Origin of the sequence: Cohnella abietis (assembly GCF_004295585.1) — a bacterium.
Taxonomy (GTDB): Bacteria; Bacillota; Bacilli; order Paenibacillales; family Paenibacillaceae; genus Cohnella; species Cohnella abietis.
Genome location: NZ_AP019400.1, coordinates 2,963,617 through 2,981,452, shown reverse-complemented (window position 1 = coordinate 2,981,452; position 17,836 = coordinate 2,963,617). Strand labels below are relative to the sequence as shown.

Annotated in this window: 18 protein-coding genes; 3 read left to right on the top strand and 15 right to left on the bottom strand. The window is 42.9% G+C overall.

What is annotated here, in order from left to right:
- Window positions 1–190 precede the first annotated feature (190 nt).
- Window positions 191–538 (bottom strand): hypothetical protein, encoded by a 348-nt coding sequence (locus KCTCHS21_RS12645; protein WP_130608431.1) that lies wholly within the window; start codon window positions 536–538, stop codon window positions 191–193.
- Window positions 539–683: 145 nt separating this feature from the next.
- On the opposite strand from KCTCHS21_RS12645, the gene KCTCHS21_RS12640 reads away from it, so the two are divergent.
- Window positions 684–1,541: a polysaccharide deacetylase family protein gene (locus KCTCHS21_RS12640; RefSeq protein ID WP_232058176.1), complete on the top strand. Its 858-nt coding sequence runs from the start codon at window positions 684–686 to the stop codon at window positions 1,539–1,541.
- Window positions 1,542–1,607: 66 nt separating this feature from the next.
- Here KCTCHS21_RS12640 and KCTCHS21_RS12635 read toward each other — a convergent pair whose 3' ends face one another.
- Both KCTCHS21_RS12635 and KCTCHS21_RS12630 read right to left on the bottom strand, forming a co-directional pair.
- Window positions 1,608–1,904, bottom strand: a complete 297-nt coding sequence (locus KCTCHS21_RS12635) for a hypothetical protein (RefSeq protein WP_130608428.1) — start codon at window positions 1,902–1,904, stop codon at window positions 1,608–1,610.
- A complete protein-coding gene (locus tag KCTCHS21_RS12630) occupies window positions 1,901–2,497 on the bottom strand; it encodes a CPBP family intramembrane glutamic endopeptidase (protein WP_130616487.1) in 597 nt (198 codons plus the stop codon). The genes KCTCHS21_RS12635 and KCTCHS21_RS12630 overlap by 4 nt, the downstream gene beginning before the upstream one ends.
- Window positions 2,498–2,598: 101 nt before the next feature.
- On the opposite strand from KCTCHS21_RS12630, the gene KCTCHS21_RS12625 reads away from it, so the two are divergent.
- The gene (locus KCTCHS21_RS12625) at window positions 2,599–3,522 is read left to right on the top strand and encodes a hypothetical protein (protein ID WP_130608425.1); all 924 of its coding nucleotides are present in this window, start codon (window positions 2,599–2,601) and stop codon (window positions 3,520–3,522) included.
- A gap of 288 nt (window positions 3,523–3,810) precedes the next feature.
- Window positions 3,811–5,403 (top strand): phosphoglycerate dehydrogenase, encoded by a 1,593-nt coding sequence (serA, locus tag KCTCHS21_RS12620; RefSeq protein ID WP_130608422.1) that lies wholly within the window; start codon window positions 3,811–3,813, stop codon window positions 5,401–5,403.
- A gap of 98 nt (window positions 5,404–5,501) precedes the next feature.
- Here serA and KCTCHS21_RS12615 read toward each other — a convergent pair whose 3' ends face one another.
- From KCTCHS21_RS12615 to KCTCHS21_RS12565, 12 genes are all read right to left on the bottom strand, one after another.
- Window positions 5,502–6,140 carry a hypothetical protein gene (locus tag KCTCHS21_RS12615; protein ID WP_130608419.1) on the bottom strand — a complete coding sequence of 213 codons (639 nt, stop codon included), beginning with the start codon at window positions 6,138–6,140 and terminating at the stop codon, window positions 5,502–5,504.
- Window positions 6,141–6,472: 332 nt separating this feature from the next.
- The gene (locus tag KCTCHS21_RS30895) at window positions 6,473–6,616 is read right to left on the bottom strand and encodes a hypothetical protein (protein WP_157994029.1); all 144 of its coding nucleotides are present in this window, start codon (window positions 6,614–6,616) and stop codon (window positions 6,473–6,475) included.
- A gap of 646 nt (window positions 6,617–7,262) precedes the next feature.
- On the bottom strand, window positions 7,263–8,492 hold the full coding sequence (locus tag KCTCHS21_RS12610; RefSeq protein WP_130608416.1) for an MFS transporter: 1,230 nt from the start codon (window positions 8,490–8,492) through the stop codon (window positions 7,263–7,265).
- Window positions 8,493–8,506: 14 nt separating this feature from the next.
- A complete protein-coding gene (locus tag KCTCHS21_RS12605; RefSeq protein ID WP_130608413.1) occupies window positions 8,507–9,961 on the bottom strand; it encodes an ATP-binding protein in 1,455 nt (484 codons plus the stop codon).
- 3 nt (window positions 9,962–9,964) lie between these two features.
- Window positions 9,965–10,678 carry a response regulator transcription factor gene (locus tag KCTCHS21_RS12600; protein ID WP_130608410.1) on the bottom strand — a complete coding sequence of 238 codons (714 nt, stop codon included), beginning with the start codon at window positions 10,676–10,678 and terminating at the stop codon, window positions 9,965–9,967.
- Between the two features lie 40 nt (window positions 10,679–10,718).
- Window positions 10,719–11,978 (bottom strand): cytochrome c biogenesis protein CcsA, encoded by a 1,260-nt coding sequence (ccsA, locus tag KCTCHS21_RS12595; RefSeq protein ID WP_130608407.1) that lies wholly within the window; start codon window positions 11,976–11,978, stop codon window positions 10,719–10,721.
- Between the two features lie 2 nt (window positions 11,979–11,980).
- Window positions 11,981–13,684 (bottom strand): cytochrome c biogenesis protein ResB, encoded by a 1,704-nt coding sequence (gene resB, locus KCTCHS21_RS12590; protein WP_130608404.1) that lies wholly within the window; start codon window positions 13,682–13,684, stop codon window positions 11,981–11,983.
- 19 nt (window positions 13,685–13,703) lie between these two features.
- Window positions 13,704–14,237 (bottom strand): redoxin domain-containing protein, encoded by a 534-nt coding sequence (locus KCTCHS21_RS12585; RefSeq protein ID WP_130608401.1) that lies wholly within the window; start codon window positions 14,235–14,237, stop codon window positions 13,704–13,706.
- A gap of 226 nt (window positions 14,238–14,463) precedes the next feature.
- Window positions 14,464–15,234, bottom strand: coding sequence for a pseudouridine synthase (locus KCTCHS21_RS12580; RefSeq protein WP_232058175.1), 771 nt, complete (start codon window positions 15,232–15,234; stop codon window positions 14,464–14,466).
- A 21-nt stretch (window positions 15,235–15,255) separates the two neighbouring features.
- A complete protein-coding gene (locus KCTCHS21_RS12575) occupies window positions 15,256–15,795 on the bottom strand; it encodes a spore maturation protein (protein WP_130608398.1) in 540 nt (179 codons plus the stop codon).
- Between the two features lie 5 nt (window positions 15,796–15,800).
- Window positions 15,801–16,466, bottom strand: coding sequence for a nucleoside recognition domain-containing protein (locus KCTCHS21_RS12570; protein WP_130608395.1), 666 nt, complete (start codon window positions 16,464–16,466; stop codon window positions 15,801–15,803).
- A 2-nt stretch (window positions 16,467–16,468) separates the two neighbouring features.
- Window positions 16,469–17,680, bottom strand: coding sequence for a D-alanyl-D-alanine carboxypeptidase family protein (locus KCTCHS21_RS12565; RefSeq protein ID WP_130608392.1), 1,212 nt, complete (start codon window positions 17,678–17,680; stop codon window positions 16,469–16,471).
- Window positions 17,681–17,836 lie beyond the last annotated feature (156 nt).

Here is a 17,836-nt window from a genome sequence, read left to right as displayed (position 1 = left end):
AACAGGATCCTCCTTCTGTGGGTGATAACAGCTTATGATTAAGCATATAATGCGTGAATGAAACTTTCTTGAAATCATGTTATCACTTCTCCCAACGAAATGCACTAGGGAAAACCCTCATAAAGCAAAAAAACGGCACCGCTTTTCCCTTAATTAGGGATAACGGTGCCTTCATTTTATTCTAAGATGATTAATTCGTGTGATGTCCATTCTGCTCTAATATAGAATTAATTTCGTCGGATACGTCAGGATCCTGCCGTGCAAGCTTCTCAACTTCGTCCAAACCACTCTCATACGAGGAAGATGATTGTTTCGATTTGCTACCGGTATTGCTACGGTTATCTGTTGCATTTTTGAAGCTACTAGCAAATTTCATGTTAAGTCCTTTTTCAATGGCATTGTCCTTCATACCACTCATTCGCTCTTTCAAATTATGCCCTACGCCCGCTGCAACGGCCGACATCATCTGATTGCGCTGAATCATCATTACTACAGCAGCACCTGCTAATCCACCCATAACAAATGTTCCGATTTTCATTTGTCCACCTCCTTAATATCTTTATTGTGACCGAGTAAGCTAAGGACATGCCCATCAAAATAAGGAAGTGCGTCACTTGTCGAAAAATGGGTGAATTATGATACAATCGAGCAAAATGAAATGTACGCAGACGGAGGAGATTTATTTGAAACGAGCATTGATTACAAGTTGTACGAGCCTATTGCTGTTAGCTCTTGTCGCATGCGGCAACAATGCAGCACCGGATAACACTGCCTCACAAGCACCAGCCACTCAGATGACGCCAGAGCCTTCACAGACCATTCTTCCCTCAGCATCGTCGTCTGCCTCTCCAGAGGCAAACGAGCCTAGCTCAACGCCAGATGCAGTAAAGGTTGAGAAAACCTACCGTATGAACAAAAATTATTTTATCGTTCCCATCGATAAGGAAAAAACAGAAAATAAAGTCGTGCTGCTTACTTTCGATGATGGACCTAAAGCTCCCGAAACATTAGATCCTCTTCTGGATATTCTTGACAAACATAATGCAAGGGCCATTTTTTTCGTTAATGGCTACAGAGTAAAGGCAAATCCTGAATTACTTAAAGTAATAGATGACCGCAAGCAAATCATTGGAAATCATTCTTGGGACCACATCGAGCTTAAGAAAGAAAAAGAGCCCAAAATCAAAGAGCAAATTGAGAATGTCCAAGCCATCGTTAAGGAGATAACGGGAAAAACACCGGTTTTCTTTCGTCCACCTTTCGGATCGTCTAATGATGCAGTTCGTCAAATTTCCAAGGATAACGGCTTATTATTCATGACTTGGTCCAACGGCTCCCTGGATTGGAACATGGCCAAAACCCCTGAAGCAAAAAGACCTCAGGCTGTTATCGATAATGTATTGGAACAGCTGCACCCAGGAAGTAACATCCTAATGCACGAGCTTCCATGGACCGCCAAAGCATTAGATAGCCTGCTGACACAGCTTGAACAAAAAGGCTATTCTTTCGTTGACCCTGATGCAATTGACACAGAGCTATAATGACTTATAGAAAAGGCTGCTTCCACCCTTTGCGGGAATAGGAAGCAGCCTTTTATTTTTATGGAGCTATTCAGCATAATGCTCACGCCCCCACCAGAATAGACCAATGACCAATGCTGAGAAAAGGACAACTAATGCTAAATAAAACCACCGTGATAGCTGTCTGCGCGATGAAGGATGCACATTTGAACGCGGGGGCATACCCGTTTCTGGCAAGCCTGAGGAAGCAGCCGTCTCAGCGATAACAGCCTCTAACTCCTCTAAAGAAAGATGAATATCATCTTCTTGAGTTGAGCCAAAGGCAGACTCTTTAGCAGCCAAATATTTACTCCATACCGATGACGAATTTTCTTCGTCTTTCATTTCTCTTCCCTCCGAAAACGTAAAATACATCCCATTACGAAGTCGATTAGAAAATGTGCAATAATAGGTGCCCACAGTGTTCCTGATTGAATCATAATCCAACCAAGTCCGTAGCTAATTATAAACACCAGACCTGTCGGAATCCAATGACGTAGGTACCTGACGTGTATAGCAGCAAAAATAATACTTGTCCAATAAGGACCAAATGCATGCTGAATTGCCCCACGAAACAATATTTCTTCACAAATCGCCACAACTAAAGAAATGACAGCAATATGCCACACAGCTCTATTACCGAATACCCTTTCGTTTACCCCACCATCATCCGCTGCATCCTCTGGTACAAAACGAGAAATTCCTAAATCAAATATTAATACGACTACAGCGAGTCCCGCACCCCACCACAAAAAATTACTATCAATGGGGAGCTTAAAAAAAGAAAGAGGATTTCTACCCTGAAATAAAACCCATATGATACCGATAATAAGAGTAAGCGCCTGCGTCATATACAAATTGGCCAAAAGCATTTTGTCATTCAGCTCGTCAACGGTCACTTTGCGAATCTTGATGTTACGAAAATCAAATTTTCTCATATTCCCTCGAATGTTGTGAATTTTTGTATGTTCAAGCGCACTTTTTTTTTCTATACTAGGACTACCTATCAACTAACAATGACCGTTTAAAGGAGCAACCGATGGAAAAGCGTCTAAACAGATCAGATCTTATGTTTTCATTAGCTTTCTTACTTATGCTTATCATCGCAGTTGGCGCTTTTTTCTATGGTGTTAAAGTCGGCTCCGAGCGAGAACAAGCCAAGTATACGACCGAACAGACAACGGAAGCAACTACTACCTCTCCTCCAATTAATGCTTACCAGCAGCAAGATTTAGTTTCTTTCTATCATACCGTATTTTTGCCCTATCGGGAATTTCAAAACGATTTGTTAGTAGCCCAGAATAAATGGCTATCGGATTCAACGGCCGATCGGTCAGCATCTATGAAGGAATTAGCAAAATCTGCTCAGCGTAAATATGATGCAATCAAAAAAGTATATGTGGCGCCAATCTCTCCGCAATTAAGTAATTCACAAGCTAGCTATCTGAAAAGTCTTAAGTTATTCCAGGAAAGCTTCTCCAAGGCTGCCACGACTGCAAATGAAGGTACTGCTGACATGGTAATGGATAAGCTTAATGGAAATTCCTTCTATAAAGAAGGTCGCTCTCAGTCACTATTTGCACAGAAGCAATATTATAGCTCCATGCTGAAATGGGCAGAATCAGTCAATTCTGATATCCCAGGAGAGTATACTAGCTCTGGTATCCTTAGTATTGCGAAATGGAAGGCTCTTCCTCTTATCGTCAAAATTAAAGTTGCCTCGGATTATTTGTCCGAACAACCGCAAATTGATGATTATTTACCACATGACCTGACAGCTCGTATCGATCAGTTCATTAGCTCAGGCAAGGCTGACAAGCGGAAAGTCAAAAGCTTTAATGCCATCGCCGATCTATTAACAAGTACCGATGCTGTTCGTAATGGAGATTTCATTGAGATGAAATCTAGGTTCTATGATAAAGAGCAGCTCCCTCAGCTTCCGTTTTTTTTCTTAGATAAATAAATCGTCTCTCCTTTCTAGAGATGACTTCGTATACTTTTGCGAGTAATTTTTAATCGTTTAAGTCATTCTACGTATTAGATGGCATTTTGTCTCACTTTCACCATTGCAATTGTCCATCCCATTGCTATAAAATAGGATAGGCAATCGGAACTGATTTCGTGCGTATGCGTATTTTGCGATACATGAAAAGAAGTGACCTTACGGAGTCACCCTCTACGCACCGTTAGTCCGCTCGATGCGGAAAGCGGCGGTTGAGGGTGTTTTCTATAGATCGAAGGAGGGTTTCCTATGTTTAAGGTTTTAGTATCGGATCCAATTAGTGATTTAGGTATTTCGCTTTTAGTGGAAGCATCAGACATCTCCATTGACAAGAAAACAGGTCTGAGCGAGGACGAGCTCGTTGCCATTATTGGCGAATATGATGCATTACTCGTGCGCAGCCAAACACGTGTTACTGAAAAAATTATGAATGCAGGTAGTAAACTAAAAGTTATTGGACGTGCTGGTGTCGGCGTCGACAATATCGATCTGGAAGCAGCTACAAAACGCGGTATCATCGTTATTAATGCACCAGACGGTAACACGATTACCACTTGTGAGCATACCTTTGCCATGATGATGGCTGTTGCCCGTCATATTCCCCAAGCTTATTTGAAAACAGTTGGCGGAGAATGGGATCGCAAATCCTTTGTTGGTGTCGAGCTTCGCAACAAAGTACTAGGCGTTCTTGGTATGGGACGTATTGGTAGCGAGGTAGCTGCTCGTGCGAAAGCTTTCGGAATGAATGTACTAGGCTATGATCCTTTCTTAACAGAAGAACGTGCAGAGAAGATTGGTGTTCGCAAAGCATCTGTTGAAGATATTATTCGCGAAGCTGACTTCATTACCGTTCATACTCCACTTACTCCTGAAACTCGCCACATGATCGGTAAAGATCAATTTGCCGTTATTAAAAAGGGTGTCCGTATAGTTAACTGTGCGCGCGGAGGCATTATCGATGAATTAGCACTAGTTGATGCCATTGACGCAGGTCAAGTTGCTGGCGCAGCTTTCGATGTATTCGAGAGTGAGCCTCCTGCAGCTGATCATCCGTTCTTGTCTCATCCGAAAATTATCGTTACTCCTCACTTGGGTGCCTCCACAATTGAAGCTCAAGAAAACGTAGCAATCGACGTTTCTGAGCAATTGCTTCACATACTACGTGGTGAGCCATTCAAGAACGCCGTTAACATGCCTCCTGTGGCAGCTGAAGTTCTTTCTAAGCTCGAGCCTTACTTCTCGCTTGGCAAGAAGCTAGGTAGCTTTGCAGCACAAATTACAGAAGGACCTGTGAAGGAGATTGCCATTGCTTATGCAGGTGATTTGGCTGAGGTTGATACACAGCCATTAACTCGTCACATCGTAGAAGGTGTGCTTGCACATCATCTTGGTTCAGATCAAGTCAACATAGTTAACGCATTGCATCTAGCTAAAAACCGTGATGTGAATATCGTCATTACGAAGTCTCATGCATCTAAGGGCTTCACAAACCAAGTTAGCGTAACACTGCGTACGGACAAGGAAGAACGTCTCGTAGCAGGTACATCGCTTAATGGCTTCGGTCCTCGGATTACACAAATTGATAAATTCCCAGTGGACGTGGAACCGCAAGGTCACATCCTGTTGATCTCTCATCATGACAAACCGGGAATTATCGGTCGTGTAGGCATGCTTCTCGGCACGAAAGATATCAACATTGCAACGATGCAGGTTGGCCGTAAAATCGTTGGCGGCGCTGCTATTATGGTTCTCGGTGTTGATAAAGGCGTAACTAAGCAAGTCCTGGGAGAAGTCTCTGCCCTTCCGGATCTTAACAACGCTAAGGAAATTCAACTGAACTAGGGAAGTTGGATTATTAGTACAGGTCGTCCCACTAAGGATGACTTCCAAACAAAAAGGTGTTGGTTGCAGGAGATAATTCCTGTGCCAACACCTTTCGTTTAATATTTAATATTAAACTTTTTACATATTTCATATGGCACGCACTGTTTTATTCGTCTATTTTCGTCAAGAGCTAATGCAATAAAGTTATCTTTATTTTTAGAATAGATTGTTAGGACCACTTCACCGGCAGGAATATTGCTTAAAATTGAGTCTACCTCGCCTTCTTGAACATCTCCATCCACTGTCTTAATTAAGATAACTGCGACTCTTCCCCCATACCGTTTTGTATCTTTATGACTCTGATCAAAATCTATAGAATATGGAAGGTTTAAGGTTTTGATCTCGTCGGATACAAGATTAATAATTTTTCGTTGTTCTTTCACAGATGGAGTCGAAATAAATGTTTCATATTTAGACATAATTGTGGGGGCAGCAAATATAAAGAAGATATAGACAACAAGATTTAGCAGAACACCAAAATTATTTTTTTTATATAACAAACAAAGTGATATAGCATAACCTGTTATTAGCATAAATAACAATAATATTGACCACGCAAAAGTAGAGCTATCATGTATAGGCAGATCACCATTACTGCCAGTGAAAATAATCGTAATTATCAATATAATGGTGCAACCACCTAGGAATGCGCTGATTGGCAGGAGAAGATAAGGAAATATTTTCAATCTATTCACCCACTTATGTCTATATTACAGTCTCTCGAAAATTCAGTTTGCCTGATGCACACTTCCATTTTATACTATAAAATTCATCTTTTGTACTTATTCTCTATAATGCACCTTCATCAAAGAGTCGAAAACTGGTGTTTGCTTAGAAAATTCCAATAATCGAAGAGAAATTAATGTAACCGCATACATGTTCATGCAATCATAAACGACTGGCACCGTCCTTTCACGGCGTTCAACGTTCATGTCGAAGATTATTTAGAAATGGATTGCGTGACATTTAACATATGGCTTACGAACTCAGTAACTCTTATTTGATCAAAATCTAATGGTTTTACATTTTAACGAGCTTCAGACATCTTATATCCAGTAAAGAAGCACCGTTCCTCCCATATTTCCCCCAATAGCGCCGCTGGAGTTCGTAAGAAAAAATAAGTAGTCCATTTATCGTTAATAAGCACGATACGGTTCGTTAGCCAGGACACACATTTCCCTCTTGCATACGCTTTGCCGCAGGCAAGATCGTAATCGGAATGCGGATTGTAGCGAAAGAAGTGGAATGCGGAAGGTTGTAAACTGTACGGCATCGCTTAATAGGTTACTGATTTTATACTTCAATTGTAAGAAAAACAGCCAAGAAAAGATCATCCCTGACTATCCTTTTATGGAGCCTCAAAGCTCAAAGCAACACATTCAGCTCCATACATTTAATTTACCAAAAACGCAAAAATGGCTTGCATAGGTCGAAGCTTACATTTATCAATATATGGTTTAATTCTTTTGTTTCTTCTGACTTTAATCGATAAGAAAAAGAGGGGAAGTATCTCCTGTAGGAGCGAAGCGCTTGCCTTTGAGATCGTGAAATCTCCTTTTTAAGAGTTTACCTATTCAGATTTCACGATCTCAACCCGGGGTCCCCGTAAAGTACTCGGAAATAACTACAAAGTTTCTCTTCACTTTACGGGGTGGAGCAGCAACCGGAAGGAGATACTTCCCCGCAAAAACTATAATCGATAGCATAGCAAGAAGCTCCCCATAAGTTTATCTTGTGGGCAGCCCCGTTTATAATTTGTATGAATACCAATAAGCTTCATATAGTCATTACCCTGATTTATTAACCAGCTAAATGCCCTATATCCTATTTCTAACAAGCAGCACAATGCCAAGCTGCATAAACGCTGTAAAGAGCAGGACAACTGGCAACGCAGGGGAATCTAGATTACTCGCAAATATTAATTGCAAAGAAATAGATAACACTCTTCCCACATTCAAGAAAAATTCTCGGATAACGACAGATTCGATACGAAACATCCCCTTGAGGGGCAGCCCATCCATAATCCGATAATAATAAGAGGTTAATGTGTTGAGAATAAGCGGTGACATCAAGGAATACACCGACATATATGCAATGACTGTCCATAACGTAATATCTATTAGAAGAATAGTAGATCCCATAACAATGATGAGTGATGCAATAAACAAATCGCGACGAATATTAACATTAGGTTTTCTTCGTGAAATAAAGTAACCCGTTAAGATTGTAAGCAAGGCAAAGAAAACAGATAAATAGCCCACCTGATCCTCTCTACCTACAGTCTTAAACATCAGAATATTCGGCAAGAACAGCATCATACCTTGAAATAATCCAAGCAGGAGAAAGCTACATAGTCCCATTACCCATAATCGACTTCTCTTCATCATGAGACCAAAATACTTTAGATAATAGGTTCTGTGATGCGATTGAACTCTCTTAATTTTTAAGCTTAGGAAGGAAGCAAGACCGAATAAGATTGACGCGGCAGTAAATGTAAGCAAGTAGCCCCGGAGTCCTTCGAACATGCTGATAATAAACCCAGATAAGGCTGGTCCAGCCAATCCCGCAGTGTTAAACACAATCATATTAATACCTAGGAACCTTGAACGATTGCGACTCTCTGTCACATCATACATAAGAATAATGTAACCCGTCCAATAAAATCCTAAAGCCAGACCGTTAAAGACTGCGAATAAAGGATAATAGGTAACGACCTTCTCTTGAGCAAAAATGACGGCAAGAAAAAAGACCGTGATCAACGCGATGCCGAGGCGATACGTGACCATACGATCCTTCTTCTTGGCGACCCATCCTCCGATGGCAAATGCAATCGGAGTCATACCGTAAACAATAACATTAAATATACCGTTAATAACTAAATTTTCAGTGAGACGCCACAAATATAGATTAAGGAACAACCCCGACATCGAAGCACCAAATTGAAAACAACCGTGTATGAGCAGTGCGACACGGGCTTCACGTGACAATTGTTGATCCGATGCTACCTTCTGTTTTGTCCGAAAGGGCCATCGCAGTCCAAAACCCATGTTGTATCCTCTTCTCAGCCATGCTCTGTCGAGAGCTTTTTGCTGTTAACCTTAATAGGAAGTTTAATCGTAAAAGTAGTCCCTTCACCGTGCTCGCTTGCAGCGGTGATTGTTCCCCCATGGGCTACGACTAAATTTTTGACGATAGCAAGTCCAAGACCTGTACCGCCTCCGGCAATCTCACGTTTGCGGGCTTTGTCTGCCTTATAAAATCTTTCGAATATATAAGGTAAATCCTCACGCGGAATTCCTTGCCCCTCATCTGCTACCTGTAGCTCAATCCAGTCACCCTTCGCCTCTTTAATTCGTGAAGCTTTCAAGGCTATAGATGCACCCGCAGAAGTATGACGAAGCGCATTATCCATTAGATTCGTTAACACCTGTTCGAGCCGATCACCATCAGCGGCTTCTAATAGTAATGTAGGATCCTCGTCTGATCTCGTAAGCGAGATATTCCGTTCTTTAGCTAAAGCAGCAAATTTACGATAAACCCTCATCATCAAACCATTAACATCTAAGGATTGGAAGTTCATTTCCAAGTGTCCTGCTTCCATGCGCGCTAAGTCCAGTAAATCCTTAACGAGACGCCCCATCCTGAGAGACTCATCATGGATAACCTGAACAAGCTCTCTTCGTTCATCCGGAGTAGTAGCAATATCGTCAATTAATGCCTCGCTGTAGCCCTGCACCATTGATAGAGGCGTACGGATTTCATGTGACACATTTGCTACGAAATCTTTACGCATTTTGTCCACCCGGAATTCCTCTGTGACATCACGCAGCACAGCAACCGCTCCCCTTACGGAATCCGTAGAAGCTAGCGGCGTCATTACAACAGACCAAACTCCACTTTTGACATGGATTTTGACTGTTAGCTCCTTGCCCTTCGTTATAACGTTACGGAACGTTTCCCTAAGTGGGCCAGGCACGTTAGCATCACGATCTGATAGCTCCTCGTCTTCAGACCAATCCACAGAGCTCCAGTCGTCCAGCAAATGCTGTCCCTGTGGATTCGTTAGAATAACTTCCCCGCTAGCGTCGAAAGAGATGACCGAGTCTGTCATACTTCGAAGAACGCTGCTCAGGTGATCTCTTTCATGCTGAAGGTCACGGATAAGCGTATGCAATTCCGAAGCCATCTGGTTAAAGGTGTTGGCCAGCTCCCCAATCTCATCCGAGGAACGAATAGCCACTCTTGTTGTATAGTCCCCTTGAGCTACTCTGTTCGCCGCGTCCTTCATTTCCCTCAACGGCTGAGTGATCTTCGTTAGGAGGAAAAAGGCGAAAAAGGTTGTCAGCAGAAAACCAATAACTCCTGAGTAAATAAACAGATGTTTGATCTTCTGAGGCTCAGTGAACGATAAATTAATATACTCAAGCAGAAATAGCCCTAATGTAGTAATAACAACAGCGACAAGCCCTATTATCGTTAGCCACATCTTGCCAACGACCGATCTCCAAATGGCCATAGCCTACTTCGCCGCCTCTAGCTTATAACCGACGCCCCAAACGGTCGTAATCATGGAAGCAGCTTCTGCAGAAACGCGATTGAGCTTCTCCCTTAGCCGTTTCACATGGGTATCAACTGTACGCAAATCACCGAAGAAATCGTAATTCCATACATCCTTAAGCAGCTCTTCTCGCGAGAACACCTTGTCTGGTGTGCTAGCCAAATAATGAAGCAGCTCATATTCCTTAGGCGTCAGGTTAACCTCTTGACCGCTTGCAGTAACACGATGAGCGTCATGCTCGATAATTAAGTAAGGGAACACAATATTGTTGCTTGTGTTCAGCTCCTTAGATAAGAACGCAGTAGCAGATGAACGACGCAAAATAGCTTTAATCCGGAAAATAACTTCCCGCGGGCTAAACGGCTTCACGACATAATCATCCGCACCAACCTCAAAGCCTTGTACTCGATTAACTTCCTCACCCTTTGCTGTAAGCATAAGCACAGGTGTTGCCTTTAATTGACGCAATCGGGCACATACCTCAAGTCCGTCAATTCCGGGAAGCATTAAATCCAGCACGATCAAATCGAAATCTTCCTCTTGAGCTTTGCGAAGCGCGGTCTCGCCGTCTTCCGCCTCATCAATGATATATCCTTCTTTTTCCAAATACATTCTAAGTAAGCGGCGAATTCTCTCTTCATCGTCCACAACTAATATTCGATTACCAAAGCTCATGCCAACAATCCCCTCTCGGCTTTTAACATTTCTTTATCTGTTATACCCCTGCGTAAGAATGTAAGCCGGCTATAACGAGGTTTACACCAATCAATGTAAACATGACGACAAGGAAACCAATTACAGCCAACCATGCCGAACGCGTACCCTGCCAGCCACGTGACAGCCGTAAATGCAAGTAGACACTGTAGTATAAGAATGTAACAAGGGCCCATACTTCTTTCGGGTCCCAGCCCCAGAAGCGTGACCAGGCTATCTCAGCCCATATCATCGCAAAGATAAGTGCACCTAATGTGAATACTGGGAAGCCGATCGCAATAGAACGATAACTAATTTCCTCAAGGTCTTCGGGATCAATATCAGTCAAATGCGGTTGAATAACAGCAGCAATCGGTTTACGAGCGAGCAAACGCAGCAAGCCATATAGCACTAATCCAGCAATAACAGACCAAATAACTGTATTAAGCTTTCTTCCCGCATTTACGCCTTTTAACCATGAAGGTGAATCAAATAGCTGCTTGTCCATACCAATAAACGACTGGAAGCTAACGGTCTCACTATTATAAGGCGCTACAATAGGAGGTAAGCTATACTTCACTTCCTTAACCTCGGAGTTAGCGATTCCGTTCGCATCAATTGTTATCGTCTCTTGACGGAACACCGATTCATAACCCGCTCCGCGGAAACTGAAAACCGCAACGAGAAAGCCAATTAGGACAATAATGACGACTAACGAAAATTCCGTCCAAAATTGGGCACGTTTGCCTGCTTTATCCTTACGAGTATAATCGACCACTCTAATCAGCTGCATAAGTGCAGCAGCAAAACCAACTGCGAAGAAGGCTTCACCCAGTGCAGCAGTCGTTACATGAATTTTTAACCAATAATGATTTAATGCTGGTATTAATGGTTGTACCTCTGAAGGAAATACAGAAGCATAAGAAACAATAATAATAACTAAAGGAAGTGCAAAAGCACCAAGAAGCATATTACGATAAATAAGATGCACAACAATGAAGGCAAACATGATAGCCATAGCCAAGAATGTCATAAATTCATACATGTTACTCGTTGGAATATGACCTCCACCGTACCAACGGGTAAAGAAGAATGTAAGATGAGCTATCCATCCAGCAACAGCTCCCGCAAAGCCTATTTTGCCCCAACGGTTTACATGATCCTCAGGCTTACGATTGCTCCAGCGTTTCCCTCCTACTGCGATGGCAAAGCATATAAATGATGCACAATATAGGTAAAACGCAACCACAAAAGCATTACTGCTGAAATCTACCCAGTTCAACGTCAATTCCTCCTGTTATCAAGCGATTTGGGAAGTACCTCAATACCAGTCCGACCCAAAGCCCAAGCGACATCGGCCCTTAGACCAAAACTATTCTTATTTGTATGTGCTCCGAGAGAAAGCTTGTCCCCATCTATCCGTAACCATATACGCCTATGCTGCCAATAGAAGCCCATAACAAGACCAAGCATGGAAATCGCAGCACCGACCCAAATATATGGCATTGCCTTATCAACACGAATATTCAAATAGGTGGTGTACTCGGAATACTCAATATTATTCATTTTACCATTGACGATCGGATTTTCCACCTTAATATTGAATGTTCCTGTGTTGTCGCCTCTTTGTTTGAAGCTATCATTGATTATGGTCTCAAAATATTTACTCTTCTCGCTCGGCATTGGGAAATAAATGTAAATTTCCCCTTTTTCCTGAAGGCCTGGACCCTTAATGACGAATATAAAGGCAGGATTATTAGGCTCACGTGTCTTCGTCATTGGTCGACTCTGCTCATCCAGACTGAAATCTGGATAAAAGTCTTTTAACGTCAAGTTGTATGAGCCAACATTGTAGGTCAGCTCTGGATGATCCATCATCAGATCAAAGGAGCCTATTGCTTTACCACTTGAAGAGTCAAATAATGTGGGATGTACGGAAATGAACCGGACCTTCTCCATGTAGCTGTTCTGGTACAGCTTTATTCCATTATAAGAGAGAGGACTATTCACATGAATCTGATGCTGTTTCACCTCAGTTAGAACCGGCTCTCGTATAGGATCATCACACACATCCGCACATTCGAACAATCGAGCTTTTGTCTCGTAAAGCTTAACGACTTTAGTTCCTTGCTGATTATTCGCCAGCTCTGCATCCGTGTAGTATTCAACCGTGAATTTATCATTTTTCACATAATAATTTGTATCTGGAATTTGTCTGGTCTCCCCTTCGTAGAGGGCCATATATTTATCCATATGCCAGGCTGGAATGCTTCGACCTAATACCGCCAGCAGGAAAATAATAAGTCCAATATGGTTGATGTATGGACCCCAACGGCTAAATCTATTTTTCTCGGCGAGTAATGCTCCGTCTTCCTTCCATACCCGGTATCTTTTGCGCTTTATCTGCTTCGCAAAATCATTCACCCATTCAGCTTGATCACCCTTGATCTCCCCTGAATAGATAACCTGCTGTCGATTTATGAACTGGAGATGCTTGCGGATTTGCTGCTTCGATAATGCACGATAGAGCGGAAGAACACGATCAAGGCTACATATAACAAGAGATGTACCGATCATAACTAGAAGACCTATGAACCACCAGGATTCATAAGTTCTTGATAAACCTAATGCATGGTAAATGACTCCGAGAGTGCCGTATCTTTCTTTGTAATACGCAGCAAACTCTGAGCTCTCAGTTAAGTTAATCAACGTATCTTCCTGCTGAAAAATAGTCCCAACAGCTGCGCCGATCAATGTAATCGCAATAAGGTATACGGCGATTTTAACAGAGGAAAAAAAGTTCCAAATTCTATCAATGAGCTGTGGATTCGCTTTCTGAGATCTACGCGCTACTCCATCGTATCTCATTTCCAGCGGGGCACCTTCATCGTCTAGCAAATTTTCAACTAAAGGTTTTCCGCACGATTCGCACAATACTGTTCCTACAGGATTCTGGTGTCCGCATTCGCACTTGGTGTTCTGAAACAACTGCTAGGCCTCCTTGACGTCACGAACTCGACTTCATCAGCCGTTCCACGCGCGTTTCTATCTCTTCTTCGGTTAATAGCCCGCCAATGACGACCTCTTGAATCTTGCCAGTCGCGGTTATAAAAAACGTAGTCGGATACTGCTTAAGACCGTATTTCTTCTCCGTCTTCTTATCTTTATCCAACAAGATTGGAAAGCTAACACCAACCTGTCGAGCAAAGCTTTCAACAGTTAGCCGATCCTCACTTAAATTAATTCCTACCAGTTCAAGCCCTTGTCCCTTCCATTTGTCATACTGCTTCTGTAAGGCGGGCATTTCATTGCGACAAGGTGGACAAAAGGTGCCCCAGAAATTCAGAATAAGAGGCTTTCCAGCATAATTCTCCAATTCATGAACCTGATTATCTAAGCCAGCAAGCTTAAAGCTTGGAGCCTTTTCTCCTTTTTTCAGCACAACGCTTTTCGTAAACAAAGAATTCCCGATCGCATATCCTCCAACAAGGAGTACGGCAACCAATATTATGTATTGAATTGGTTTTCTATAACGTCCCATATGAACCTTCCCACCACCCTAATTCCATTAATCTCATTGTATCGGATAGCTTATCCAGTATCAATTCACATAATCTAGTATACGTTCATTTACTGGGCTTTCCTTAATATTGTTTGTCTATTTTGGTACAATGCATAATCGTAGGTTTATATGCTCTCAAACAAAGAAATCCCCGCTAAGCCACAAGGCCAAGCGAGGGTTCCTTTGCTATTGCTGAGTAATAGATTTAATCTTCAGCTGTTTCTGCTGTAGCAGTCCCAGGTACAATAGCTACTTCAGCAACTGACTCCATAAGCTTGCTGACTTCTTCTGCCGTAAGCCTGCGATTTTTACCGCGTTGCAGATTGCCCAGAACCAATCCCCCGAATGAAATTCTTTTCAAACGGGTGACCGGGTGATGAATAGCATCGAACATACGACGCACTTGGCGGTTACGACCCTCATGGATCGTAATGGAAATGGTGGCGAATTTCTTCTCAGGATCGATATCGTGATACTCAACCTCAGCAGGCGCCGTTACCCCATCCTCCAGCTTAATCCCATTTTGCAGCTTCTCTAGTGCGTTACCATGAGGAACTCTTTCCACGGTTGCATGATAGGTTTTGGGAACGTGATGGCTCGGATGCATAAGCTTATGAGCCAAATCGCCGTCGTTCGTCATAAGGAGTAATCCTTCTGAATCATAATCCAGACGTCCGACTGGGTAGAGCCGTTCCTTGATTTCTTTCAAATAATCGGTAACGACACTTCGACCTTGGGGATCAGATACGCTAGTAATAACCCCTTTGGGCTTATTAAACATAATATAAACCTTAGCTTCTTTCTTAATTGCTTTTCCGGATACCGTAATGATATCTTTGGTTGGATCGGCTTTAACGCCAAGCTCTGAAACAACCTCACCATTTACCATAACTTTTCCTGCTGTAATAAGCTCCTCGCATTTCCGCCTTGAAGCTACTCCGGCGTTAGCAAGAACCTTCTGTAATCTCTCTTCCACGGTCTTTCACCTCATCAACCATCATACCAAGCCAAACATCAACCAGCAAGCAGCAACCGCAGCAAAGAACCCAATGAAATCGGAAAATAGACCTACTTTAAGCGCATAACGAGAATTTCGGATACCAACAGCTCCAAAATAGACAGTTAAAACATATAACGTCGTATCCGTACTGCCTTGAATGGTAGAAGCTATTCGGGCTACAAACGAATCGGGCCCATGCTCCTTAATCAGATCTGTTACAAAAGCAAGCGAGCCTGCACCGGTAATGGGCCGAAGCAAAGCAAGTGGCAGAACCTCACCGGGGACACCAAAGCCTTCCAGAAGCGGTCGAAGAAGGCCTACGAAGGCCTCCATCGCTCCTGAGGCTCTAAACATACTTATCGCCGTCATCATGCCAACCAAATGTGGAATAATACCGATTGCTGTTTGAAAGCCATCTTTGGCTCCATCAATAAAGGATTCGTATACAGGTATTTTGCGAAATGAAGCGTATAAAGGTATAAATGCAATAAGCACGGGTATCGTCCATGTAGAAATAATTTGAATGAGTGAAATCAAAGCCTTCAGCCTCCCCCAGCTGGAGCTGAGGGCTTGTACAGAGAAGTAGGGGGTCTAGCTCCGGTCTTATCAATAGTGTGTGACGTTGGTGGAATTTTGTTCCTCTTGCGATACCATCTGTCCACAATAATCGCTACCCCAGTAGATACAAGTGTTGCCAGTAATGTTGGTGCTACGATATCCGCTGGATGCAGGGATCCGAAATTCATGCGAATCGCTATCATAGTCGTCGGAACAAGCGTAATGCTTGCCGTATTTAAGGCTAGTAGAGTGCACATGGCAGGTGTGGCTATGGTCGGATTAACATTCAGCTTCTGTAGCTCCTGCATCGCTTTAATTCCCATTGGCGTCGCGGCATTACCTAGACCAAGTAAATTAGCACTCATGTTGGAAAGGATATATCCCATTGCAGGGTGATCGGTTGGAACGTCGGGAAACAGCCTCCTTACGACTGGTGCCATTATTCTCGAAATCATACGAATAAGCCCGGCATCCTCTGCAATGCGCATAAGCCCCATCCAGAAAACAAGAATACTGATTAACCCCAAGCATACGGTTACCCCCGTCTGGGCTCCACCAAAGGCTGCCTCTGCCACCTTCTCCATCTTCCCGTTAGCGGCACCAAATATGACACTAAAGACGATCATGCCCATCCATATCCAATTCACCATATCTAAGACCCCCCTTGCAAAAACAATGCCTTTATTGCTGTTCTCAATGAAGCTGCAAAAGTTGTATGCGATGTAACTCTTGCCTGCGTTTGCTTAGAGATACTCTCTGATTTATCCTGCTGTTTAGAATCGTCGACAATCGGCACAGCCCCAATAAGCTCGTCATTTAAGACAAACTTCAATTGCCCCCGATAACCTAAATTGTATTGGACAGTCCCTTCTCTTAAAGGTGCAAGTTTAACTTCAAGCTTCTCCCGCTCCCCTTCGGCAAAAGGATATTCAAAGCTATTCGACACCTCATACGGAAACCCCGCAATAGGATCTCCAGCCTTAGTAACACTCTTCAGCGGAAAATAGGTAAAGCCAAAATCAAGCAAATTCTTATGGTCCAGCCAATCGTTCCCATCATTTAATGTGACTGCTACTAGCTGCTGCCCATTTCGTGTAGCTGAGCTAACTAGAGTACGCAATGCTTGCTTTGTGTATCCTGTTTTTACGCCGTCAGCCCCATCATACATGTTCAGCATTTTATTTTTGTTTACCCATTTATAGTCCCAGGCTTCATTAGGGTTGGGGGCCGACTTCACCTTTGTTTTAACGATTTCCTTAAAATCAGGATTATGTAAGGCATATGCAGCAAGCTTAGCTAAGTCATTAGCTGAGGAATAATGATTTTCTTGATCTAATCCATGGGGATTCATAAAATGACTGTGGGTAAGGCCAATCTCCTCTGCTTTCTTATTCATAAGATAAGCGAAGCCCTCAATAGATCCCCCTACATGCTCTGCAATGGCTACTGCCGCATCATTGCCGGAACGGAGCATTAAGCCATAAAGCACATCTCTAAGCGTAATTTGCTCCCCAGCCTTCAAATAAAGCGATGAGCCCTCTTTGCCAGCAGCATTGGCGCTAACCTTTACTTTGCTATCTAATTGACCATGCTCAATGGCTACTATTGCGGTCATAATTTTCGTTAAGCTGGCAATTTTCATCGGTTCATCCCCACGCTGGGAGAACAAGATTCGCCCTGACGCCACATCAATAAGCGCCGCACCACGCGCGTGATTAGCAGGCGGACTCGGCAATGACTTAGGTTTTGCTGTAGCTGTTTGTAAGGCAAACGTGTCGGTATGGATGCTCAAGAAGATAGTAGAGAGAACAATGAGCCCTATCCCTATCACACGCAAGCTGTATTTGCCCCTATTGATGTACATGCATTTCCTCCTCCAGCCGCTTTCCCTTGCGACTCCTCCAAGTGTTCTTGTATCCATTTTATGTAGGCATGTCCAAAAGTATGTGAACAGCGTGGAACCACAAATTTACCCAAGTAAAACCTTAGCGAAAGAATAGTTATAGACAAAACTTATACA